The organism is Demetria terragena DSM 11295, from assembly GCF_000376825.1.
GTDB classification, from domain to species: Bacteria; Actinomycetota; Actinomycetes; order Actinomycetales; family Dermatophilaceae; genus Demetria; species Demetria terragena.
Genome location: NZ_AQXW01000004.1, coordinates 353,774 through 376,450 on the forward strand (window position 1 = coordinate 353,774; position 22,677 = coordinate 376,450).

The 22,677-nt window shown below is 64.1% G+C and carries 19 protein-coding genes; 7 read left to right on the forward strand and 12 right to left on the reverse strand.

Annotated features, from left to right (window positions below):
* Position 1: 1 nt before the first annotated feature.
* Both F562_RS0105850 and F562_RS0105855 read right to left on the reverse strand, forming a co-directional pair.
* Positions 2 to 409, reverse strand: a complete 408-nt coding sequence (locus F562_RS0105850) for a YciI family protein (protein ID WP_018156000.1) — start codon at positions 407 to 409, stop codon at positions 2 to 4.
* Between the two features lie 94 nt (positions 410 to 503).
* Positions 504 to 1,343 (reverse strand): DMT family transporter, encoded by an 840-nt coding sequence (locus F562_RS0105855; RefSeq protein WP_018156001.1) that lies wholly within the window; start codon positions 1,341 to 1,343, stop codon positions 504 to 506.
* A gap of 125 nt (positions 1,344 to 1,468) precedes the next feature.
* On the opposite strand from F562_RS0105855, the gene F562_RS0105860 reads away from it, so the two are divergent.
* Complete coding sequence (locus F562_RS0105860) at positions 1,469 to 2,056, forward strand: DUF3000 domain-containing protein (protein WP_026181041.1); 588 nt, start codon at positions 1,469 to 1,471, stop codon at positions 2,054 to 2,056.
* A 53-nt stretch (positions 2,057 to 2,109) separates the two neighbouring features.
* Positions 2,110 to 3,438 carry an HRDC domain-containing protein gene (locus F562_RS0105865; RefSeq protein ID WP_083915480.1) on the forward strand — a complete coding sequence of 443 codons (1,329 nt, stop codon included), beginning with the start codon at positions 2,110 to 2,112 and terminating at the stop codon, positions 3,436 to 3,438.
* Positions 3,439 to 3,449: 11 nt separating this feature from the next.
* Here the strand turns inward: F562_RS0105865 and F562_RS0105870 are convergent, their stop codons facing one another.
* On the reverse strand, positions 3,450 to 4,460 hold the full coding sequence (locus tag F562_RS0105870) for a hypothetical protein (RefSeq protein WP_156822553.1): 1,011 nt from the start codon (positions 4,458 to 4,460) through the stop codon (positions 3,450 to 3,452).
* A 194-nt stretch (positions 4,461 to 4,654) separates the two neighbouring features.
* Here F562_RS0105870 and F562_RS0105875 point away from each other — a divergent pair, with 194 nt between their 5' ends.
* From F562_RS0105875 to F562_RS0105890, 3 genes are all read left to right on the forward strand, one after another.
* Entirely contained in the window at positions 4,655 to 6,184 is a 1,530-nt protein-coding gene (locus F562_RS0105875; RefSeq protein ID WP_018156005.1) for a helix-turn-helix domain-containing protein, read from the forward strand.
* Between the two features lie 118 nt (positions 6,185 to 6,302).
* The gene (locus F562_RS0105885) at positions 6,303 to 7,073 is read left to right on the forward strand and encodes a glycerophosphodiester phosphodiesterase family protein (RefSeq protein ID WP_018156007.1); all 771 of its coding nucleotides are present in this window, start codon (positions 6,303 to 6,305) and stop codon (positions 7,071 to 7,073) included.
* Positions 7,074 to 7,161: 88 nt separating this feature from the next.
* Positions 7,162 to 8,529, forward strand: a complete 1,368-nt coding sequence (locus F562_RS0105890) for a hypothetical protein (protein WP_018156008.1) — start codon at positions 7,162 to 7,164, stop codon at positions 8,527 to 8,529.
* A gap of 100 nt (positions 8,530 to 8,629) precedes the next feature.
* On the opposite strand, the gene F562_RS0105895 is transcribed toward F562_RS0105890, so the two are convergent.
* Both F562_RS0105895 and dxs read right to left on the reverse strand, forming a co-directional pair.
* Positions 8,630 to 9,625: a phosphotransferase gene (locus F562_RS0105895; RefSeq protein WP_018156009.1), complete on the reverse strand. Its 996-nt coding sequence runs from the start codon at positions 9,623 to 9,625 to the stop codon at positions 8,630 to 8,632.
* On the reverse strand, positions 9,618 to 11,513 hold the full coding sequence (dxs, locus tag F562_RS0105900) for a 1-deoxy-D-xylulose-5-phosphate synthase (RefSeq protein WP_040385511.1): 1,896 nt from the start codon (positions 11,511 to 11,513) through the stop codon (positions 9,618 to 9,620). Before dxs ends, F562_RS0105895 begins: the two co-directional genes overlap by 8 nt.
* A 114-nt stretch (positions 11,514 to 11,627) precedes the next feature.
* Between dxs and F562_RS0105905 the strand changes: the two genes are divergently transcribed.
* Both F562_RS0105905 and F562_RS18240 read left to right on the forward strand, forming a co-directional pair.
* Complete coding sequence (locus F562_RS0105905; RefSeq protein ID WP_018156011.1) at positions 11,628 to 12,284, forward strand: SGNH/GDSL hydrolase family protein; 657 nt, start codon at positions 11,628 to 11,630, stop codon at positions 12,282 to 12,284.
* A complete protein-coding gene (locus tag F562_RS18240; protein ID WP_018156012.1) occupies positions 12,281 to 13,225 on the forward strand; it encodes a DMT family transporter in 945 nt (314 codons plus the stop codon). Before F562_RS0105905 ends, F562_RS18240 begins: the two co-directional genes overlap by 4 nt.
* 4 nt (positions 13,226 to 13,229) lie before the next feature.
* On the opposite strand, the gene F562_RS0105915 is transcribed toward F562_RS18240, so the two are convergent.
* The 7 genes from F562_RS0105915 to acnA all read right to left on the reverse strand — a co-directional run bounded on the left by F562_RS0105915 (position 13,230) and on the right by acnA (position 22,594).
* On the reverse strand, positions 13,230 to 14,525 hold the full coding sequence (locus tag F562_RS0105915) for an ABC transporter substrate-binding protein (RefSeq protein WP_018156013.1): 1,296 nt from the start codon (positions 14,523 to 14,525) through the stop codon (positions 13,230 to 13,232).
* 34 nt (positions 14,526 to 14,559) lie between these two features.
* The gene (locus F562_RS0105920; RefSeq protein ID WP_018156014.1) at positions 14,560 to 15,714 is read right to left on the reverse strand and encodes a branched-chain amino acid ABC transporter permease; all 1,155 of its coding nucleotides are present in this window, start codon (positions 15,712 to 15,714) and stop codon (positions 14,560 to 14,562) included.
* Entirely contained in the window at positions 15,707 to 16,588 is an 882-nt protein-coding gene (locus tag F562_RS0105925) for a branched-chain amino acid ABC transporter permease (RefSeq protein WP_018156015.1), read from the reverse strand. Before F562_RS0105925 ends, F562_RS0105920 begins: the two co-directional genes overlap by 8 nt.
* Positions 16,588 to 17,439 (reverse strand): ABC transporter ATP-binding protein, encoded by an 852-nt coding sequence (locus tag F562_RS0105930; RefSeq protein WP_018156016.1) that lies wholly within the window; start codon positions 17,437 to 17,439, stop codon positions 16,588 to 16,590. Before F562_RS0105930 ends, F562_RS0105925 begins: the two co-directional genes overlap by 1 nt.
* Positions 17,436 to 18,245 carry an ABC transporter ATP-binding protein gene (locus F562_RS0105935; protein ID WP_018156017.1) on the reverse strand — a complete coding sequence of 270 codons (810 nt, stop codon included), beginning with the start codon at positions 18,243 to 18,245 and terminating at the stop codon, positions 17,436 to 17,438. Before F562_RS0105935 ends, F562_RS0105930 begins: the two co-directional genes overlap by 4 nt.
* Positions 18,246 to 18,412: 167 nt before the next feature.
* Positions 18,413 to 19,750: a C39 family peptidase gene (locus F562_RS0105940; protein ID WP_156822556.1), complete on the reverse strand. Its 1,338-nt coding sequence runs from the start codon at positions 19,748 to 19,750 to the stop codon at positions 18,413 to 18,415.
* Between the two features lie 171 nt (positions 19,751 to 19,921).
* Positions 19,922 to 22,594, reverse strand: coding sequence for an aconitate hydratase AcnA (gene acnA / locus F562_RS0105945; RefSeq protein ID WP_018156019.1), 2,673 nt, complete (start codon positions 22,592 to 22,594; stop codon positions 19,922 to 19,924).
* Between the last annotated feature and the right edge of the window lie 83 nt (positions 22,595 to 22,677).

Here is a 22,677-nt window from a genome sequence, read left to right on the forward strand (position 1 = left end):
CTCACTCGACTGCGGTCGGCTCGTGGCCCATGACCGCACGCAGCTCCAACCATTCGTGGATGGGCTTCCCACCGAGCCCAGGAGCGGCGGACAGCTCACCGGCGAGTTCGACGGCTCGCTCGTGGCTGTCGACATCGATGATCATGTATCCGGCGACGAGGTCCTTGGTCTCGGCGAACGGACCATCGGTGGCTGGCGGCTTGCCCTCGCCGTCGTACCGGACCCAGGATCCTTCCGGTGTGAGCGCAACGCTGTCCACGAACTCGCCGCTCTCCCGAAGCCGGTCTGCGAACTCATCCATGTAGCGGATATGCGCAGTGATCTCCTCGGGAGTCCACTCGTCCATCGGAGCGTCGTTCACGCCTTCCGGGGCGCCGCGGTAGTGCTTCAACATCAGGTACTTAGCCATCGTGCTCTCCTCTGCTGGTGCCGCCCATTCTGGCGGCGCTCACTCAGGAGACGGCGCTGATCGGACGTTCTCGACATCGCTCGGACATTGAATCTCAAGATCCGCCCGACACCAGCACGACGCCGACGACCGCGAGAGCCACCCCGACCAATTGAATGCGCCGCATCCGTTCGTGCAAGACGAACCGGGCAAGCAGCAGTGTCATGACGGGAAACAGGGAGCCGAGCACGGCCGCGACACTCACCGCGCCATACGCCGTGGCCAGGCCATAGAGGGCGTTGGCCCCGAGGTCACCCAGGCCGATCACCGCGAGCATCGGGATGTCGCTGCGCATCGGACGCCCGCTGCCGAGCGCTCCCCGCGCCCGAACGACGGTGATGAGGACACCCAGCACCACGAGGTCTGCAGAGCGCATCATCATCAACGATGGTGCGACCGCCACTTCACTGGCGCGGTCAATGAAGAACAACGTGAGCCCGAAGCAGCATGCTGCGAGCACCGCGTATGCGACCGGGCGCGCGCCGACGCCGCCCGAGATTTCAGGGCCTGCGGCCAGCACACATCCGCCGATGGCGCAGGCAATGCCGATGCCGAGCGCGGCGCCCATGGGATCGCCAGTCGCCAGACCTAACGCGACGGGCACGACGGCCGACAGTGCAGCGATCGGCGACACCACGCCCATGGCCCCAGACGACAACGCGGTGTAGAAGGCCGCCAAACCGATGGAGCCGACCGCGCCAGCCAGAATCGCAGGGAGCCAGCCTCCCCAACGCTGGTCACCACTGATCAGCACCATCACGATGGTCGCGGACAGCCCGAAGATCTGAGACGAGGCGACGACAAGGAGCGCCGGGATGCGCTTGGTCAGCAGGCCGCCGAGAAAGTCCGAGGTACCCCACACCACGCTGGAACCGAGAGCCAGGAGAGCAAGCACGCCCTGAGGCTAGTCAGGGTGGCGCTGGCGCTCTGCGCCGGTGGCGGACCTACCGGAAGAAAAGCCTCGCCCGGTCGTGGCGAGTCTCCTGCGCAGCGACGGTGCTTCGACTTAGGCTGCCGAGCGTGAGCACGCGTAGCCTTTCCGGAGACCCCTCGGCAGCCTTTGACGCTGCAGCGGCTCAGGTGTCGCGAGCGCAACTGCGCCCGGAGCTTCGGCTGACCGAGGTGCCTGCGCCGACGCGCGTCGCACCCTACGCGCTCGCCCTCACCGCCGAGGTCGTGTCCGATCACCACGACGAAGATGACGACCTGGCCTCAGGACGCTTCGTTCTGCTACACGACCCGTCCGCTCCCGAGCCGTGGGCTGGACAGTGGCGCGTCGTGTCATTCGCGCGTGCGGAGTTGGAGCCCGAGACCGCACCCGACCCACTCCTGGGCGAAGTGGGCTGGTCCTGGTTGGCCGATTCGCTGCGTGATGAGGGCGCTGAGTACACGGCTGAGGGCGGCACAGTCACTCGGGTCGTGTCCGAGAGTTTTGCGGCCTTGTCCGAGCGTCCGCCATCGATCGAGATGGAGGTACGCGCCTCCTGGACTCCGACCAACACCGACTTTGGTGCCCACCTTCGAGCCTGGGGCGCATTGCTGTGCACCATCGCTGGGCTGCCACCACTGCCGGATGGCGTCGTGGCATTGCCCAGCCAGCGACGATGAGTCGACGGGCGACGTCCGCAGCTGGTCCTCCTCGGAGGGCCGCAGGCGCCACCATGCCCGCGGTTCCTGACGCTGAGGTACCTGTGGCTGACGTTCCCGCCCCTGACGTCCCGGCGACAGAGGAGACCGTCCTCGCCCCGCCCGTTCCCGTTCTCGATGAACCAGCGGACGGGCTTCCCGAGGTCGTCACGACCGAACGTGGTCTCACTCTCGCGGCGGAGGCTATCGCGGGTGGCACCGGCCCGGTGGCGTTGGACGCCGAGCGGGCCAGTGGCTTTCGATACTCCAGCCGCGCCTATCTGGTCCAGATGCGCCGCAAGGGCGCCGGTACCTGGCTGATTGACCCGATCGCCTGCCCGGACCTGAGCCCTCTCCAGGAGGCCATCGGTGACACCGAGTGGGTGTTGCACGCGGCCACCCAGGACCTCATGTGTCTCGCCGAGGTGGGCTTGCGCCCGACCCGCCTGTTCGACACCGAGCTCGGCGGACGGCTCGCCGGGTTGCCGCGAGTGGGCCTGTCCGCGGTCGTCGAGCACTATCTCGGGCTCTCACTCGCGAAGGAGCACTCCGCCGCCGATTGGTCCGAGCGCCCCCTTCCAGAGCCCTGGCTGCGTTATGCCGCACTCGATGTCGAAGTCCTAGTCGAGGTACGCGACTTGATGGCCGAGCATCTCGAGCAGCAAGGAAAGAGTGAACTCGCTGCCCAAGAGTTCGACGCGCTGACACGCTTCACCGGGCCTCCAGTACGCACCGACCCCTGGCGGCGCACGACGGGCGCACCGACCATTCGCGATCGGCGGGGGCTGGCCCGGCTTCGGGCTCTCTGGCACATGCGCGATGACATCGCCCAACGGCGTGACATCGCACCGGGGCGCATCCTGCCGGACCGCATCCTGTCGCAGATCGCGGCGGCGAACCCCACGACCGACGATGAGCTGCAGGCAGTTGCGAGTACGCCCGGCCGCACGGCGCAGAGTCGGCCACGCCCAGCTCATCGGGCGGTCGTGCGCCATCGCGCCGCGATCCTCGACGCCATCAAAGCCTCCAACGCGGTCCCGGAGCGGAGCCTGCCTCCGCGCTCGATCCGCAGCGATGCACCGCCCCCTGCACGCGCCTGGGCCGACCGGGACCCGGAGGCCGCCGCCCGCCTTCAGGCGGTCCGCGCCGCACTTGCCGTTGAGTCGGAGCGACTCGCCATCCCTGTGGAGAACCTGTTGACTCCAGACACCCTTCGCCGTGTCTTGTGGCAACCTCCGGGGCCGTACGACATCGAGTCGCTGACGCATGCGCTGTCAGATCTTGGAGCCCGACCGTGGCAGGTCGAACTCGTGGTTCCGCACATCATGAGCGCGGTCACCGAGCACCCAATGACGGACGAATAACTACCGAGCGATCACCAACCCATCGAGTCGTACATCGCCATGGTCAGTTCGCCGGGGTCACGAATCGTCTCACCGCGGCCGAGACTCGGGGTCATCAGCGAGTTCGGGTTCCCTGCCGGGTAGGTGTTCTCATCAAGGTGGGTGTAACTACTCCCCGGCTCGAACGGTCTGGGCGAGTAGAGCCTGGCCGGCTCACCTCCGTTGACGGCGCGCACCTGCGGACTGTCGAACTTGACGATCCATTGGAGGTGGTTGCCCAGCGCCACCGAATTGGTCGCATGCTTCGTGAGGAATCCGCCGTCTCCGGTGGTGGTGAAATGATCGAACGGCGTCAGGTACGACTGCCCGCCGATCACGGTCTTCACCCGTCCGAGGCCCTTGCTGACCGTGCCGAAACCAGCCGACCCGAGGCCGTGACCCAATTCGTGCAGCACTGTGGTGGTGAAGTCCACCTTGTCTGCGGGTGCCGGGTCCGCACCGAAGTGGAAGTCCGGCGCGTAGTTCTTGTTGAGCATGACCTTGATGTCTGGCCGCGTACCGTCGATCTGTTTGCGCTGCAGATGGTTGGCGATAGACGCCGGATAAATCGTGTTGCGCTTCTCCGCACCTGCGAAGTTGACCTGCAGTTCATTTGGCCCGGCCTGGGCCAGAACCTTGTCGGGAAGGTCCGCCCACACCGCCGCGACGGTAATCGGAGCGTTGGAGGTCAGCTTCCTCGACCAGATATCAACAGCTCGCTGGAACGCTGCTTGCACCTCAGGCGTGAAGCCCTGGTAGTAAACCTTCCAGTACGAGCCGGCCACAGCGCGTGCCGCACGACCCGACTTAGCTGGGCTCTTTGCTACCTGCTCTCGGACATAGGTCGGCTTCGTTGGCGACGGCCCAATCTGGAGCGTTTTCATGCCGGGAACCGGCAGATCCTGTGGTTCGGATTCACCCTGCTGCGCGCTTGCGGTGGGGCCGGACAATCCGGTGGTCGTGATCGCCATCGCGGCCATGCACGACAAAATTCGGCGCTTCATCTCTCTCAACTTCCTGTGAACCTGCAATGGGATCGAGTCAGGATGATCATGGGCGCTGGTCCCCACGCTGATCGGCTCACGGCAGGTCACGATCCGATCTCACCGGGCGCAGCTGCGTACTGCCGGGGTCCACGTGCCGAACACCACATCGAACAGAGCGCATCGATATCTCATATGTGATCTATGGTGGAGAAATGGCGAACAGTCAACTCGCGAAGGTGGGACACCTCATCCGCGACGCTCGGCGTCAACGTGATTTGACTCAGACTGAACTCGCTGCTGCGCTGGGTACCAGCCAGAGTGCAGTTGCCCGGATCGAACAGGGCAAGCAAAACCTCAGTCTGGACACCCTCGCCCGTATTAGCGAAGCACTCGACTCGGAGATCGTGACTGTGGCATCTAACGCACCCGTGAACCTACGCATCGAAGGCGGCCGCAAGCTGTCCGGCGAGATTGACGTCAGGACATCTAAGAACGCGGCAGTCGCTGGCCTGTGCGCCGCGCTGCTGAACAAGGGGCGCACCACGCTGCGCGACCTGGCCCGCATCGAGGAGGTCAATCGCATCACCGAAGTCCTGGACTCCATCGGAGTGAAGACGCGGTGGTTGCCTGGCACCAATGACCTGGAGATCGTGCCGCCCAAGACCGTCAACCTCGACGCCATTGACGAAGCTGCGGCGCGGCGTACGCGCACCATCTTGATGTTCCTTGGGCCGCTGCTCCACGAGTTCGATGACTTCAAGCTTCCGAACGCCGGTGGCTGTGACCTCGGTTCGCGTTCAGTTGAGCCACACCTGCACGCGCTGCGCGCCTTTGGTCTCAACGTCGTGGCGTCGCACGGCTACTACCACGCCACGGTCGACAAAGATGTTCACCCGGAGAAGCCGATCATCCTGACCGAGCGCGGCGACACGGTCACTGAAAACGCGCTCTTCGCCGCCGCGAAGCACCCCGGCACGACGATCATTCGCAACGCCAGCCCCAACTACATGGTGCAGGACCTCTGCGTCTTCCTGCAGAAGCTCGGGGTACAGATCGAAGGCATCGGTACGACGACCCTTACCGTGACGGGCGTCGAGGAGATCAACCAGGACGTGGAGTTCTTCCCCTCGGAAGACCCCATCGAGGCCATGTCGCTGCTTGCCGCCGCCGTGGTGACCGAATCTGAGATCACGATCAAGCGCGTACCCATCGAGTTCATGGAGATCGAACTCACCCTGCTTGCTGACATGGGGATGAAGTACGAAACCACCGACGAGTACGTGTCGAACAACCAGCACACTCGGCTCGTTGACCTGCGCACGATCCCCGGACCGCTGCACGCACCCAAGGACAAGATTCACCCGATGCCCTTCCCGGGCCTCAACATTGACAACTTGCCCTTCTTCGCGGCGATTGCCGCTGTCGCCGAAGGCCAAACCCAGTTGCATGACTGGGTTTATGAGAATCGCGCCATCTATCTGACGGAACTCACTCCGCTCGGCGTGAAGGTTCAGCTCATGGACCCGCACCGTGTCCTGATCGAGGGACCGACGCGCTGGCGCCCGGCCGAGGTGATGTGCCCACCCGCTCTTCGTCCGGCCATGGTTGTCCTCCTGGCCATGCTGGCCGCTCCCGGCGAGTCGGTTCTTCGCAACATCTACGTCATTAGCCGCGGCTATGAGGAACTCGACTCCCGGCTGAACGCGCTCGGTGCCAACATTCAGACCTTCCGCGACGTCTAATGCCCGCAATGCCGGTCGAGCACCCAACGCCGGTCGAGCGCCCAACGCCGGTCGAGCACCCAACGCCGGTCGAGCACCCAACGCCGGTCGAGCTTGTCGAGACCCCGGTCGAGACCTGATGCGCACCGCCTACTTCGACCATGACGGCCCGATCGCCATGGCGCATCGTGGTTTCTCTCTCGACGGTCTCGAGAACACGATGGTGGCCTTCGCTGCCGCGGTGGACCTTGGCTTCCGCTACGTCGAAACGGATGTCCACGCCACCGCGGACGGCGAACTCATCGCCTTCCACGATGTGGCGCTGGACCGGGTGACCGACGGCTCTGGGATGGTGGCAAACCACACCTGGGATCAGTTGCGCGGGCTACGAATTGGCGGCTCGGAGCCGATACCCCACATGGACACGCTGTTCGGTGCCTGGCCCGACCTGCGCATCAATATCGACCTCAAGGCCGCCTCGGCGGTCGAGCCGCTGGTGACGCTCATCGAACGCCATCAGGCACACGACCGGGTCTGCGTGACCTCCTTCTCCGACCGACGGCGACGCGCGGCCCTGCGCCTACTTTCACGCCCGGTGGCCACGTCGGCGGGCCAGTCGCGGACGACCGCCTTCACGCTCGGCGCCGGCAGCCGGGCCCCTGGGGTGCCCAGAATGGTGACCCGCAAGATCGATTGCCTGCAGATTCCGGTGTCCCACAGAGGAATACCGCTAGTCACGCCTCGCTTCATCCGTAGTGCGCACGCATCCAACACTCAGGTTCACGTGTGGACGATCAACGACACAGATGAAATGCACCGACTGCTCGACCTCGGCGTCGACGGACTCATTTCTGATCGCGCCGATCTCCTCAAGGACGTGCTCGTGGCGCGTGACGGGTGGCCCGCCTGAAATCTGGGAAGCGAATTCCGATGCGCTACCAACGAACCCGGCGGCCATACCTCTAGCGCTTCGTACACGTGTTCGACATAATGAATGCATGTCCAGCCCCGAGATTGGCCAGTTGCACGAGATCCTCGCGTGCGCGCAGGATGGGGTGACGCGGCGACGCCAAGCTGAGGTTGACGACCTGAAGTTGTTGCTGACCTGGGCTGACTCTCACGGCGCAGATCCGCAGTCTGAGCCGAACCCTGTCCCGGTCAAACGCGGTGGGCCACGCTTAGTCGCTATAGGCGGCCAGGGAACCCCAGCGGTGGTCGATCTGTGCTTTGCGGAGATGGCGATCGCACGGCGAGCCAGTGAGATTGCAACTCGCCATGCGACGGCGGACGCGCTCGACCTGCGGCATCGGCTGCCACTGGTATGGGCACAGATGCAGGACCTGGCGTGTGAGACCTGGGTCGCACGGAAGGTCGCTCGGATGTCTCGGCCACTGTCCCGCGCTGCTGTGCAAGTAGTGGACCAAGCTGTGGCCGACGCCATCAGTCAGTCACCGTCGCGACTGCTGGCTATTGCCGAGGCCAAGGTGGTCGAAGCCGACCAGACCGCACACGCCGCCCGGGTCGCGGAGAGTCGCACGCGCCGGGGTGTGTGGTTCCCGAAGCCGCGGCCGGGCGATCTCCTCGAGGACGACGGGGCCGCCGGCGTCCGATCTGTGTTCGGGCGCCTCGACGAGGCAGACGCCGTCGAGCTTGAGCAAGCGATTGACGACGTCGCAGAACTACTCGTTCAACACGGCGCCTACGACGATGTAGATCAACCGACGTGGGACCAGTTGCGCGCCGAAAGCCTGGGCCTCCTCGCGCGGCCCGCCGACGTTTTGGCGTTGCTGCGCGGCGAGAACCCGAACGCGGCCCGTACATCTTCTCGCTCGCGACGGAAAGCTCGGTTGGTCGTGCACGTGACCGACACCACCTTGTGCGGCACAGCAGCCGGCATCGCACGTACGGAACATCTCGGCCCCATGGTTCTCGATCAGGTCGCCCGGGTTCTCGGCCACCGCGACATCGAGATCCTGCCTGTCATCGATCTGCGCGAGGTCCGCGCTGTCAATGGTTACGAACACCCCACCGATGTCCGCAACCGCACCATGATGCGCACCCTCGGTGATGTGTTCCCACACTCAGCTGCACGCCCGGAAGCCCGGGTCGATCACGATCATCCGATTCCCTACGACCCAACGGGGCCGCCAGCACAAACCGGTGACCGTCATGACGCACCCCTGACCCGACGACATCACCGGGTGAAGACCCACCGTGGCTACCGCGTCGACCAACTCGCCCCCGGCATTTATCGATGGGCTACGCCGAACGGACTCGTCCGTTTCGTCACCCCGGCGGGCACGACCCTTGACCCGCCTCAGCCCGCCCCGCTACGCCGCATTCCCCTCAACATCACAACCGCTTAACGCAATCTCCAAAACCAGGGCTGTGTGACCTGTACGACCTCAAGGATTCGAGCCCGTGCTTGCGTAAGGTCAGGCACGAGCGTCTGCAGATCCTCGTCGTTCACCCTGCTTCCGCCATGATCTCGGCGGCCCACTGGTCCGTGTGCGGAGCCCACTGCTCGCGCTCCCCCTCGTCGGCACGAGCCAACGCCCGCTCCCAGCCGATGAGTCGGCCGACTCTGGCCAGGAGGAGTGCGTCAGGAAGCGCAGCAGTCAAAGCCGACGGTGTCGCGAGGTCTGACCATCCCGAGAAATAGGCGCGCGCCAACCGCGCGTCTCGCTCGGAGTCGGCAGGGAGATCGAAGTGGTAGCTCGGGTTGCGCAGCGCAACCAGCAACGAGCACAACGGATTTCCGACGTATGCATCGCCCCAGTCAAACACCCGGGCGTCCTGCAACGCTCTGGTGCTGACATCGGCACAGAACACATTGCCAGCGTGCAGATCATCGTGCTGAATCGTCGGCGGCAAGCCGAGCGAGTCAAGCCGATCAGCGGCCTCACGGAGCGAGGCATCTGCCGCGCGCTCCTCCGGTCGCGCCCGGGCAATCCATCTGGTCACTAGGTCCTGCGGCGCCAGTTTTGGCACACCCGCCGCGACCAAATCCTCGGCGATCGAGGCCGACGCCCGCTGAAGACGGGCATACCCACGAAGCACGCCCGACCAGGCCGACACGATCGTGTCCGCCGTGGCGACATCGCGCAGCAGTTTCCCGTGGTCCGGCTGCAGCAACCAGCCTCGCTCGGCATCTGCCGCCCAGGTAGGAATGACCGCATCAGGCGCTACCCGGCGCAGCAGGTCCAGCACCGCGGCTTCGGGTGATTGCTCAGGCACTCCAGCCTTGAACCAGGCTCTGCCCTGGTCTGTTTCGACGACGAGCAAGGTCGACCAAGGACGAATCCGCGGCTGCCGGGGTGAGGTCGGGATCCGGGTTAGGCCGCGGCGGTCAAGTGCTGCGTCAATCCACCGAGTCGCCTCCCAGCGCCAATCATCGGTGTCCCAGACCGTGCTGGATGGTCCCCACCGACTGCTGCCGGGTAGCGGACCAGTGTCAGTCACTGCGCCCAGATGCCGTCGGGCCGAGGCGATCGAGCATAGTGGTGCTCACCACATCGGCCGTGAGACCGACCTCTTCGAGGACCTGTCCGCGCGACGCATGCTCGAGGAACCGCTTTGGCACGCCGAAGGTATGCACCGGCTGCCACTGGTCATCCTCCTGCAGCGCACTGCGCAAGGAGGCCCCGATTCCGCCCGTGACTAGATTGTCTTCAATCACGACAACATGCTGCGCTTGGCTCGCCAACCGAAGTAGGTCGTCGCTGATGGGGAGGACCCAACGGGGATCGACAACCATGGTCGAATGTCCTTGTGCGACAAGCTTATCCGCGGCTGTTAGCGCCAACGAGCACATCGCCCCGACTCCGACTATCAGCACTTCTGGGTTGCCTTGCACATCAAGCAGAACGTCTAGCGAGCCATCCTGCCGCTGTGCAGTGATCGACTCCCCCACATCGCCCTTAGGAAAGCGCACGACTGTCGGTGCGTCATCGACGTCCACGGCCTCGCGCAGTTGTTGCTTGACCTGTTCCCCGTCGCGTGGCGCAGCCAACTGCAAGCCGGGCACGATCGAGGAGATCGTCATATCCCACATGCCGTTGTGCGATGGGCCGTCGCTGCCGGTGATGCCGGCGCGGTCGAGCACAAAGGTGACGCCCTGCTTGTGCAACGCGCAGTCCATCAGCAACTGATCGAAGGCTCGGTTGAGGAAGGTGGCGTAGACCGCAACGACCGGATGCATCCCGGCGAACGCGAGACCGGACGCCATGGTGACGGCGTGCTGCTCAGCAATACCGACATCGAAGACCCGATCTGGGTACGCCGCAGCAAACCCGTCCAAACCCACCGGGATGAGCATTGCGGCCGTGATCGCGACCAGATCCGGGCGCTCGGCACCCAGACGCACCATCTCTTCGTTGAACTCGTCAGTCCAGATTCGCCCGGACACCTCAAACGGCAAACCGGTCTCTGGATTGAACTTGCCGATCCCGTGCCACTGATCACCATCGATGTCCGAGGCCGCCGGAGCATAACCGCGGCCCTTTTCGGTGATGGCGTGGACGATGACGGGTCCGCCGAAGTCGCGTGCCAGGGTCAACGCTTCTTCGAGCGCGGGAGTGTCGTGGCCGTTGATCGGACCAAGGTATTTGATCCCCAAGTCCTCAAACATGCCCTCCTGCGGCGCCACGATGTCCTTGAGGCCCTTCTTGACCCCGTGGAGCGTCTCGTACATCGCCGCGCCCACCACGGGGGTACGGGTCAGCGTCTCGCGGCCCCAGTCCAGGACCTTCTCGTAACGTCGTGTCGCGCGAAGGGATGCCAAGTGGTGGGAAATGCCACCGATCGTGGGCGCATACGAGCGCTCGTTGTCATTGACCACGATGGTCAACGGCAGGTCTTTGTCCACGGCGATATTGTTGAGCGCCTCCCAGGCCATCCCACCGGTCAGTGCTCCATCGCCGATCACCGCGACCGTGTGACGGTCACGCTCGCCGGAGAGGCGGCGAGCGGCAGCGATGCCCTCGGCCCAGGACAATGAGGTCGACGCGTGTGAGTTCTCGACTACGTCATGCTCAGACTCGGCCCGACTGGGATATCCCGACAGCCCGCCTTGCTTCTTGAGCGCGGAGAAATCATGCCGCCCGGTCAACAATTTATGCACGTATGCCTGATGCCCGGTGTCGAAGACCAACGTGTCGTGCGGCGAGTCAAAGACGCGATGCATGGCCAACGTGAGCTCGACGACCCCAAGGTTCGGCCCCAGGTGCCCGCCGGTCTTGGAGACCGACTCCACCAAAAAGTCGCGGATCTCCTGGGCGAGGGCCTCCACCTGGGGGGCGGACAGGCCTTTGAGATCAGCCGGGGAACTGACGTTCTGGAGTAATGACACCAGGCAGACCTCTTTCACGCATTCAGGAACATCTGAGTCTAGTTGACACCAGTCGGTACGCCCTCCAGGGCTCACGCTGACGGCTCTGTCGCACTAGGCATCTACAGTCGACGCATGCCCGAGAAGAACATCCTGTGCTTCGGTGACTCCTTGACGTGGGGCTGGGTTCCCGTACTCGAAGGCGCGCCCACCCAGCGATACACCCGCGATGTGCGATGGACCGGCGTGCTCACCGAGCATCTCGGTCCGGGCTATCACGTCATCGAAGAAGGACTCAGCGCACGGACGACCACGGCGGATGACCCAACTGATCCGAGACTGAATGGGTCTGCCTACCTGCCCGCGACGATCGCCAGTCACCTTCCGCTAGATCTGGTTGTCGTCATGCTCGGCACCAATGACACCAAGACCTATCTGCGACGTAGCCCCGAGGAGATCGCCGTCGGAATGTCGACGCTGGTTGGGCAGATTCTGAGCTCCGGCGGCGGCGTGGGGACGATTTATCCGGCGCCGCAGGTGCTGCTCGTGGCCCCGCCAGCGCTGGGCACCATGGGCCACGACTGGTTCGCCACGATCTTCGCCGATGCGCACGAAAAGTCCCGCGCCCTAGCCCATCACTACCGCGCCCTGGCCGACTTCATGAACATTGGATTCCTGGACGCCGGGTCGGTCATCACGACCGACGGAGTCGATGGCATCCACTTCACCCCCGAGAACAACCGCGAGCTCGGACAAGCGGTCGCGCGACGCGTACTCGAGATTCTCGATTGAGGCTGTCCGCCCAGAGCACTTCGACGAGCGCCTACGCCACGCGAGGCTCGGTCCTCGCCCTCGTCTTGGCGGGGTTGTGTCTCGGCATATCACCAGTCCTCGTCAAAGCTGCAGCCAGTGAGCCGGTGACCGTCGCGATGCTTCGAGCTGGGATCGCGGCGCTGGCCGTGCTGCCATTCGCGGTCCGAGAAATGAAGCGTCGCGGACTGATTCCCCGCCGACAAGTCGTCTTCGCCACGTCCGCTGGCATCGCCCTTGGCCTGGATTTTTGCTGCTGGAACATCGCAGTGCAGGAGGCAGGCGCAGGCATTGCCACCGTGCTGGTCAACGTGCAGGTCCTCTTGATGCCGCTTTTGGTGTTGCTGGTGGAGCGCATCCGACCTGAGCCCGTCACGTGGGTTCTCGCGCCCATGATGCTGCTGGGAGTGGGGCTCGCTGGCGGCCTGGGAAGCGCCTCCGTGGGCACCTCTCCGACCACCATCGGGGTCGTGCTCGGAGTCGCGGCTGGCGCGGGCTATACCGGTTACCTCTACCTGCTCCGACGAGGCGCCGTCGGACAAAACCACTGGCCGATCACGGTGCTGTGCACAGCGTGCGGCTCGGCCGCGGTTACGGCCATGATCGTCGGGGTCGTCGCCGGCGTCCTGAGCATGCCCACGAGCGCCGAGGCATGGGCGTTGATCGTCGTGCTGGCCCTGGTCAGCCAATTGCTGGCGTTCGTCCTGATCAATCGTGGCGTCGTTGGCCTTCCGCACAGCACAAGCGGGGTGCTACTCCTGCTCCCGTCCGTCTTCGCGCTCTCACTGGCTGCCGTCGTGCTGGACCAGATTCCATCGCTGAGCCAGGTGATTGGTTGCGCCGTCATCCTGACGGGCGCGGCGTACGCCGCGATCAGGGGCGGCCGGAACCGCACAGTGCGAGTCCGGCCGGTCCCGTCCTAGCGCGTCACTCGGAGCTGTCTGCTTGTTCCTTGCCCTGGAACGGGGTCTTGTACTCCAGCGCCTCATCCGAAGGCACCGGATCGCCGGTGATCTTCAGGCCACCAGGAACCTTGGCAGGCAACGTCGGGTAGCCCGCACGGGTCGAGGGCTGGCCCGGCTTGGTGAAGTCCAGCGCCGGCGTCAGACCGCGGGTATCGACCGAGGTCTTTCGGATGGCCTTGAGAATCCCACCACGAGTCAGGTCGCCGTCCGAGCACGCCTGCTTGAGGATGGCGCCCCACACCAGGCCATTGGCATAACCCTGGTTCTGACCGTAGGTCGGGACCTGTTTGGGGTACTTGGCCTTAGTGCGCCTCGCGAGTTCCTGAGCCAGCGGTGCCTTCTCGTAGTTGTAGGGCACCTGCAGCGCTGAGGTTTCGAACTGACCGCTCAGCAGCACTGGGGCAGCAGGAGTCTCCAGCAACTGCGGGGTGTAGGACGGGCCGCTGCCAAAGATCGGCACCTTCACGCCCTGCGCCCGGGCGACGCCGAGAGCCGACGCCGACTGGGCGGGCGTGCCCGTGATGAGCATCGCCTTGACCCCCTGTGCCTTGAGCTGGGTCACCGCCGAGGTGAGATCGGCCTCGGTCGACGTCACGGACGAACGCACCAGGCGCATCTTGTGCTTCTTGGCGTAGTAGATGCTGCCCTTGAGTGCGTTCTTGCCGTATTCGGAGTCGACGTAGATGTGACCGATGGTGTCGCCGTCCTTGATCTTGTCCCGGCGCTGCAGTTCGGCGAGCCCGTTGATCATCTCCACGTCATAGGTGGGGCCGACCATGACCACGTTGGGGACATCAAGGTTGTCCGAGGCCCAGGAGGCCGGGATCGCCGCCACCTTGTCATTGACGATGGGCTGCTTGAGAGCTGCGAGAACGGGCGAACCGAGCAACTGGATCAGCCCGAGCACGTCGGTTTTCATCCGGTTGTACTGCGGAACGGCCTTCTCCGCGGTGTATCCGTGATCGGCCGTGGTCACCTTGATCTTGCGACCACAGATACCGCCCTCGGCGTTGATGTCGGAGGCCCAGAGTTGGGTGCCCTGGGTAATCGCCAGCCCGAGGGTCTTGAAGACGCCGGAGGTGTCGGTGAGGTTGCCGAGGGTGATGGTGTCTTCGGTGACGCCTTCGCCGGTCTTCACGCCGCGCGCACCTTCACCTCCTCCGCCAGCGTTTTCCGGAGTCTTCAAACTGCATCCAGACACCACCAGGGTGAGAGAGGCAAGGGCGACCGCGAACGTTGTGGGGTGTCGTCGGTTCATGAGACGAAGGTCCTTTCCAGGGACTGAGAAACGTTCATCGGCGGACCATTCCGCGTAGGCGGCGGCCAATTCCGGCGGCGCCGCCGGGTTCGAAAATGATGATGAACACGATTAATCCGCCGTACAACAGATTGGTGATCACCACGGGTGTGAAGCCGGTCCCGGACAAGTCACCGGACTCCCCCTGCAACAGGGGAATGAGCAACGGAAGTCCGAATACGACGGCCGCACCAAGGACGGCACCGGGCAGAGACCCCAGCCCACCAATGACACACATCGCCAAGAAACTGATCGCGACGACGGTGCTGTAGGTGCCGGCGTCGACCGACTCGTCTGGCTTGAGCAGACCGTCGTACCACCAGACGACCATGACACCGGCAAGACCCGCGTAGGCCGACGAGATCGCGAAGGCGTTGGCCCGCTGTCGAGCGACAGGCACGCCCATCACGGTCGCCACGGCCTCGTTGTCCCGCAGCGCACGCCATCCACGGCCGATGCGCCCATTGAGCGTTCCTCGGCCGATGAAATACGCCAGCGCGGTGATTCCGGCGAACAGCCAGAACATCCGCTCGTCCTTGCCGATGTGGACACCAAGGACGTGCAACTGCCCTTGGGCTTCACCAAAATTGAACCCGAAGATCTCCAGGCGAGGGGCGTACCGACCACTGGAGGTCGACCCAAAGAAGTCCGGGAAGGTCCGGGCCAACCAGTAGCCAAGGAATACCAGGCTCAGGGAGGCCACGCCGAGGTAGATGCCGCGCACCCGACCTGAGATCGGAGCGAACGCAGCACCCACTCCGCCGGTGATGGCCACGGCACCAATCGCCGCGATCCAGGCCGGCAGGCCAAAGCCGATATATGCGTCCCCGTCAGTGGGGCCGGCGAGGACTGCGTAGGACATTCCGCCGATCAGGATGAAGAACGAGTGCGCCAAGGACAGTTGTCCGGCTTGCCCGATGAGCATGGTGAGTCCGAGCGCTCCGACCGCACCGACCATGACCCAGTTGAGAACGAGGAGATAGGGATCGGTCACGAAGAGCGGCGTGGCCCACACCACGAGAACTCCGAGCGCGGCGAGTACCAGGTTGCGTACGCGGCGCTGTCCGGCGCCAGCATCGAGGGCTTGGACTGCGCGCGAAGCGGGAACGTCCCGGGTGGTTTCTGTCGTGGTCGCTGTGGTGTCAGACACGCACCTGCTCCATTCTTCCGAACAAGCCAGCTGGGCGGACGACCAATACGGCGAGCATGACGAGGTAGACCGCCACGACGGCGAAGTCCCGGTCGATGTATTGAGCCGCGAGGGCCTCCGTCAAGCCGACCACCACCCCACCGACGACCGCGCCGCCGGGGGAGGTCAGGCCGCCGATGATGGCCGCAGGGAAGGCGGCGAACGCCAACGTGTGGCTCGACACGAGGCCGTTGCCACCTCCAAGCGCATTGGTTGCGAGAAACAGCACGGCGATACCGGCCAGCAACCCGCCGACGAACCACGCGCTTGAGGTCACCCGCCAACTCCGGATGCCCATGAGCGCCGCGGCCTCCTTGTTCTCAGCCTGTGCACGCATCGACAAGCCCCAGGACGTGTAGCGGAACGCTGCGAAGAACACGCCGAGAAGAATGAGGGCGACAGCCAAGGCGACGATGTAGGTCAGGGCAACGCTGGCCCCGAGGAAAGACACCGACTCACCGTCGTAGGGCTCGCCCAGGAAGGGTGGCGTGCCTGTACCGATCCGCCGAAGTATCTCGGTGAAGATCACCACGTCTAACCCGATGGTCAGAATGGCCAGGCTGTCTGAGTGGGCGCCCTTGGCATTCGACAGGAAAACCCGCTCGATGAAGAGGCCGAGGAGACCACCCGCGAGGACACCGACGAACGCGCCCACCAACCAATTGGTGTGCTCCATCACGGAGTAGGCGATGTAGCCGGAGAATATTGCCATCGATCCGTGCGCGAAGTTCACGGTCTCGGTGGCCTTGAAGATGACCACGAAACCGACGGCCAGCAGCGCGAGAACGGCGCCCTTGCCGAGTCCGTTCACGAGGACCTGGACCAGCGTATCCATCACGCCTCCTTGTCGTTGGGTGTGGATTCCTCCGAGGAATCGACTCCCAGGTAGGCACGAATGACTTCGGGGTCTTGTTGAACGACGCTCGGGATGTCGTCGGCGATACGGCGCCCGAAGTCAAGAACCGTTACCCGGTCGGCAACTCCCATCACCAGGCTCATGTCGTGCTCAACCAACAAGATCGAGATACCAAGTTGGTCGCGAATCTGAGTGATCAAGCTGGCCATCTCGGCGGTCTCGCTTGAGTTCATGCCGGCGGCTGGCTCGTCCAACAGGAGCACGGTCGGCTCGACGTTGAGCGCCCGCGCGATATCCACTCTCTTCTGGTCGCCATACGACAACGCACCGGCGGGCTTGTGGAGGTGATCAACCAGTCCCAAGAATTCGCAGATCTCCGCGGCCCGCACCTGGTGGCGCCGCTCTTCACGCATCGTCCACGGTGCGCGCAGCGCGTACTGCACGAAGCCGCCCTTGGTGAGCGCGTACCGCCCCAGCATGACGTTATCCAGGACTGAGGAAGTGTCGACCAATGCGAGGTTCTGAAACGCGCGCCCAATGCCAAGGCGGGCGATCCGGTGCGCTGGGATTTTGGTGAGTTCGGTGTCGCCGAGGTGAACGTGCCCTGAGGCGATGCCATACACACCAGTGATCGCGTTGAAACAGGTGGACTTGCCGGCACCATTGGGGCCAATCAGCGCGTGAACAGTGCCGGGCTCGACAGTAAAAGACACATCGTCCAACGCGACGATGCCACCGAATCTGACGGTCACGCCCTCGACGTGCAGAGGCCGGACATCGCGTCCAACGCCCGTCGGCGCAGTGGACTCATGAGTATCGACATGGCTCATCCTCGCCACACCTCCAAACCGCGTTGGCTACGGATCGAACTCGTCGCATCGGACAACTCCGCCTCAGCTTCTTCGTCGCTCTCGGCATGCCCGCCCAGATAGAGCCGCTGAACGTCTTCGGACGCGGCCAACTCGTCGGCAGGACCTTCCAACTTCAGTTCGCCTACCTCAAGGACAACGGCCAAGTCGGAGACCCGCAGCGCCATACTGGCGTTCTGCTCGACGAGGACGACTGCCGTCCCCGAAGCATTGATGTCACGGACAATTTCGCCGATGCGGGCCACCATCTGCGGCGCGAGGCCGAGTGATGGCTCATCCAGAAGCAATACCTCAGGTGCGGCCATCATCGCCCGCCCGATGGCCAACATTTGCTGCTCGCCACCCGACAGCAGTCCGCCAGCTTGCTTGGCGCGTTCTTTCAGCACGGGGAACAGGTCATAAATGCGGTCGCGCGCGGCATCGCGCCCTGCGGCGGGGCTCGCCAACCCACCAGCTCGCAGGTTCTCCTCGACGCTCATGCGTCCAAAAATCTGACGCCCCTCGGGTACCTGCAGCACTTTGTGGCGTACGACACCGGCTGGATCCATTTGATCCAACCGAGTCTCGCCATAGGCGACCGAGCCGCTCGTAATGGTTCCACCATGCAAACCCAGCGTTCCTGAGATAGCGCGAAGCAGCGTGGTTTTGCCCGCACCGTTGCTGCCCAGCACCGCGACAACTTTGCCGTCGGGCACGGTGATGTTCACACCATGGAGGGCTTTGACTGAACGGCCGTAACGCACTGATAGGTCAGTGATCTGAAGCATCGGACTCCCTTGTCCCGCAGGTGGATCCACGCTTCAGCGCGCAGGGCGGCTCACCGGCATATGGGTCGATGGCTCAGCATGGCTATCCGGGTGCCTTCTCGACGCCCGGATTCACATTCCGTGACCTTTTCGTTACCGGAGGTTTTGCCTTTGAGATCTGCTTCAGTTCAGATGCCAAAGTTCTTTGGCATCTGTGTTCCTTCGGGATAGATGGCGTAGACCAGGCCGCCCGAATGTGGCAGCCAGGCGTTCTCGACCGCGGCACGGTCGTAGGTGACCCGAACTTCGTTGTTGCTGGGGATCAGATGACTGGCCGGGTCATTGATCACCGGGTTGCCTGCCGCGGTGAATCCGCAGAGAACCATCAGGTGACCACTCGTGGAGTAGCCAGCTCCCGGCATGTCCTCCTTCTTGAAGGACACCGACATGACTAGCGGGATGCCTGCTGCGATGTATGCCTCAGCGTCGCGAAGGCTTCGGAGCCGGGTGACATACCCGCGCAGGCCCAGGGTGGCGGCGTAAGCCACGTTGAACGGCCAGTTCCCGCACCCTTGATATTCATGGTCGAAGGACTGCCGTGCGGCGTGATCGACTTGCTCGTCAGGGGCCACAGTCACCCAGGACGTGGCCTTCGCACTCGGGCCGCGCTTCCAGTAGTCAGCGATCATGGCCACCGACGTCGGGGAACACCATGCCTCTCCCCCGTTATCCCACTCGGGGTAGTGACCGACGTGAACCTCTTGGGACAGTGTGGGCACGTCCAGCACGGTGCCTGCCGTCTTCCCGGGGGTGCTCGTCGTGACGGCCCCGTCTGGAAGCGCCGAGGCCATACCGGTCAACTGTGCGACGCGCGGCGTGCAGTCACTGTCCGTGCGCCGCATTAACGTGATGCGCAGAAAGTAGGACGCCAGGGTATTGCCGCCCTCAAAGACGACAGTGTCGGTCTTGACCGAGGCGAGCGCGCCCTCCTGATCGTCGACGCTCGTCCGGTGAATCGCCCCGCCCTCAGCGGGGTTTGCCGAACTCCACCGACCCACGACAAGCCACTCGGTCTCCTCACCACCAGTCGTCGCGCCTTGGACCGCAACCTCAACCCAGGTGCCGGGTGGAGTGTCGACATTCCAGGACGCGATGACTTCTGTCGCAGGAAAGCCCACCGTGATCCGCGGGGAGGTCCACGCGCCAGCCTCCCAGACGGTCGCCGCACCAGAATCAGCGTGCGGATCGGTGTAGGACCGTGTTGTCGAGGGGGACGCGATGACCAACTGTCCCTGCGAAACTGCAACGCCGGAACATTTACCCCGAGCCCAATGCGCGGCGCACCGGAAGCTCTGCAGGTGAATCTCGCGCTCCGCTGGAGCCGTCGCGGACTGAGCGGACGCGGCGGTCATCTCGGCGCTGTGGGCAAGGCCTCCGACCACCAAGCCTGCCCCGAGAACGACCCGTCGGCTGAACGTTGGCTGTGGCACGCCAGTCGTGGTCTGTCTGGTGCACCTGTCGCTCATCCTGACTCCCCAAACGTCGGTTCATCACCACGCTAGCTCAGATTCACGAACGCGTGACGAGGAACGCCTCACCCATTTCAACGTGGCGCCTTGGCGCCCGCAGTCGCCTGCGGGAGCGCGAACACCCCGCCAGGCTTCGGCCTGGCGGGGTGTTCGCGTGCTGCGATCGGATTATTGCTTGACGAGCGAGCGCAGGACGTACTGCAGGATGCCGTCGTTGCGGAAGTAGTCCGCCTCACCTGGGGTGTCGATGCGCACGACTGCGTCGAACTCCACGACGTTGCCGTTCTCGTGAGTTGCCTTGACGTGCACCGTCTTTGGCGTCCGGCCCTCGTTGAGTTCGGTCACACCGGAGATGTCGAACGTCTCAGTGCCGTCCAGGCCCAACGACTCGGCGTTCTGGCCCTGCGGGAACTGCAGCGGCAGCACACCCATACCAATGAGATTGGAGCGGTGAATGCGCTCGAACGACTCGGTGATAACCGCCTTCACACCCAGCAGGCGGGTCCCCTTGGCGGCCCAGTCACGGGACGAACCGGAGCCGTACTCCTTGCCGCCCAGCACCACCAGCGGGGTGCCCTGCGCGGCGTAGTTCTCGGCCGCGTCATAGATCGCCGCTTGCGGCGCGTCGGCCTTGGTGAAGTCGCGGGTGAAACCGCCCTCGACATCGTCCAGCAGCTGGTTGCGCAGTCGGATGTTGGCAAAGGTGCCACGAACCATGATCTCGTGGTTGCCGCGGCGTGAGCCGTAGGAGTTGAAGTCCTTGCGCTCAATGCCATGCTCATTCAGATAGCGGCCAGCCGGGCTGTCCGCCTTAATCGCGCCTGCCGGGCTGATGTGGTCGGTGGTCACCGAGTCACCCAGTTTGGCGAGTACGCGAGCGCCCGAGATGTCTTCGACCGGCGACGGCTGCGCGGCCATACCCTCGAAGTATGGGGGCTTGCGCACGTAGGTCGACTCCGCAGCCCAGTCGAAGGTGTCGCCTTCGGGTGTCTCCAGCGACTTCCACCGCTCGTCGCCGGCAAACACGTCGGCGTAGTCCTTGACGAACAACTCTTTGCTGATCGAGCCAGCGATGGTCTTCTCGACCTCGTCGGGGCTCGGCCAAATGTCCTTGAGGAAAACGTCGTTGCCTTCGGCATCCTGACCAAGCGGGTCGGAGTCGAAGTCGACCGACATGGTTCCGGCGAGCGCGTAAGCGATGACCAGCGGCGGCGATGCCAAGTAGTTCATCTTGACGTCCGGGTTGATGCGTCCCTCGAAGTTGCGGTTTCCCGAGAGCACCGACACGACGGTGAGGTCGTTGTCCTGGACCGCCTGAGAAATCTCCTCATTGAGCGGCCCAGAGTTTCCGATGCAGGTGGTGCAGCCATAGCCGACCAGGTGGTAGCCGAGCTTCTCCAGGTAGGGCCACAGGCCCGCCTTCTCGTAATAGCCGGTCACGACCTGTGAGCCAGGCGCCATGGAGGTCTTGACCCACGGCGGAACCTGAAGGCCCTTCTCCACGGCCTTCTTGGCCAGCAGCGCGGCCGCAATCATGACCGAAGGGTTGGAGGTGTTGGTGCAGGACGTGATCGAGGCGACCACGACAGCGCCGTCCTTCAAGCCGTACTTGACGCCCTCTTCTGAGGTGACCTCGACCTCACGGAACCCGCCTTGTACGCCGTAGTTCTTGACGTCAATGTCGAATTGGGATTTTGCGTCCGAGACCACGATGCGGTCTTGGGGGCGCTTCGGCCCTGCGATGGACGGGACGACCGTCGACAGGTCGAGTTCGAGTTTCTCCGAGAAGCGCGGCTCAACGTCCGGGTTGTGCCACAGGCCCTGCTCCTTGGCGTAGGCCTCGACAAGGGCGACCTGGTCGTCAGCGCGACCCGTGAGGCGCAGGTAGTCGAGCGTCACGTCGTCGATCGGGAAGATCGCACAAGTCGAACCAAATTCGGGGCTCATGTTGCCGATCGTGGCTCGGTTGGCCAGCGGTACGACTCCGACGCCGTCGCCGTAGAACTCGACGAACTTGCCGACCACACCGTGCTCGCGCAGCATCTGCGTGATGGTCAGCACGACGTCGGTGGCGGTGGCACCAGCAGGAATCTCGCCGGTCAGCTTGAAGCCGACCACGCGCGGGATCAGCATGGAGACGGGCTGGCCAAGCATGGCCGCCTCAGCCTCGATGCCGCCGACTCCCCAGCCCAAAACACCTAGGCCGTTGACCATGGTGGTGTGGCTGTCGGTGCCGACGCAGGAGTCTGGGTAGGCCTTGCCGTCGCGGGTCATGACCGTGCGGGCCAGGTGCTCGATGTTGACCTGGTGCACGATGCCGGTGCCGGGCGGCACGACCTTGAAGTCGTCGAAGGCGGTCTGGCCCCAACGCAGGAACTGGTAGCGCTCCTTGTTGCGGCCGTACTCGATCTCGACGTTCCGCTCGAAGGCGTCAGGGCGGCCGAACACGTCGATGATGACGGAGTGGTCGATGACCATCTCGGCTGGTGCCAACGGGTTGATCTTCTTGGGATCCCCGCCGAGTTCAGCAACGGCCTCGCGCATCGTGGCGAGGTCGACGACACAGGGAACGCCGGTGAAGTCCTGCATGATCACGCGGGCCGGGGTGAACTGGATCTCGATATCCGGGTCGGCGTTCTCGTCCCAACTACCAAGCGACCGGATCTGGTCGGCCGTGATGTTCGCGCCGTCCTCGGTCCGCAGCAGGTTCTCCAGCAACACCTTCAGGCTGAACGGCAGCGTCTCGTGGCCCGGCACGGTGTCGATCCGATAAATGTCGTATGCCTGGTCGCCCACCGACAGAGTGGACTTGGCTCCGAAGCTGTTCGTGCTTTCGCTCACCGCGACTCCTTCGTCTGCTTTATCTTGACGTCAAGATAATTTAATCACGCTCAGCACCAGGCTAGCCGCGAAGGACAGCCTTA

Excerpts from the sequence above, each read along its gene's own strand:
- F562_RS0105905 (WP_018156011.1), top strand. The coding sequence starts at position 11,628 with ATGCCCGAGAAGAACATCCTGTGCTTCGGTGACTCCTTGACGTGGGGC.
- F562_RS0105870 (WP_156822553.1), bottom strand. The coding sequence starts at position 4,460 with ATGAAGCGCCGAATTTTGTCGTGCATGGCCGCGATGGCGATCACGACC.
- F562_RS0105940 (WP_156822556.1), bottom strand. The coding sequence starts at position 19,750 with ATGAGCGACAGGTGCACCAGACAGACCACGACTGGCGTGCCACAGCCA.
- F562_RS0105850 (WP_018156000.1), bottom strand. The coding sequence starts at position 409 with ATGGCTAAGTACCTGATGTTGAAGCACTACCGCGGCGCCCCGGAAGGC.
- F562_RS0105875 (WP_018156005.1), top strand. The coding sequence starts at position 4,655 with ATGGCGAACAGTCAACTCGCGAAGGTGGGACACCTCATCCGCGACGCT.
- F562_RS0105930 (WP_018156016.1), bottom strand. The coding sequence starts at position 17,439 with ATGAGCCATGTCGATACTCATGAGTCCACTGCGCCGACGGGCGTTGGA.
- F562_RS0105890 (WP_018156008.1), top strand. The coding sequence starts at position 7,162 with ATGTCCAGCCCCGAGATTGGCCAGTTGCACGAGATCCTCGCGTGCGCG.
- F562_RS0105865 (WP_083915480.1), top strand. The coding sequence starts at position 2,110 with ATGCCCGCGGTTCCTGACGCTGAGGTACCTGTGGCTGACGTTCCCGCC.
- F562_RS0105915 (WP_018156013.1), bottom strand. The coding sequence starts at position 14,525 with ATGAACCGACGACACCCCACAACGTTCGCGGTCGCCCTTGCCTCTCTC.
- F562_RS0105925 (WP_018156015.1), bottom strand. The coding sequence starts at position 16,588 with ATGGATACGCTGGTCCAGGTCCTCGTGAACGGACTCGGCAAGGGCGCC.
- F562_RS0105935 (WP_018156017.1), bottom strand. The coding sequence starts at position 18,245 with ATGCTTCAGATCACTGACCTATCAGTGCGTTACGGCCGTTCAGTCAAA.
- F562_RS0105885 (WP_018156007.1), top strand. The coding sequence starts at position 6,303 with ATGCGCACCGCCTACTTCGACCATGACGGCCCGATCGCCATGGCGCAT.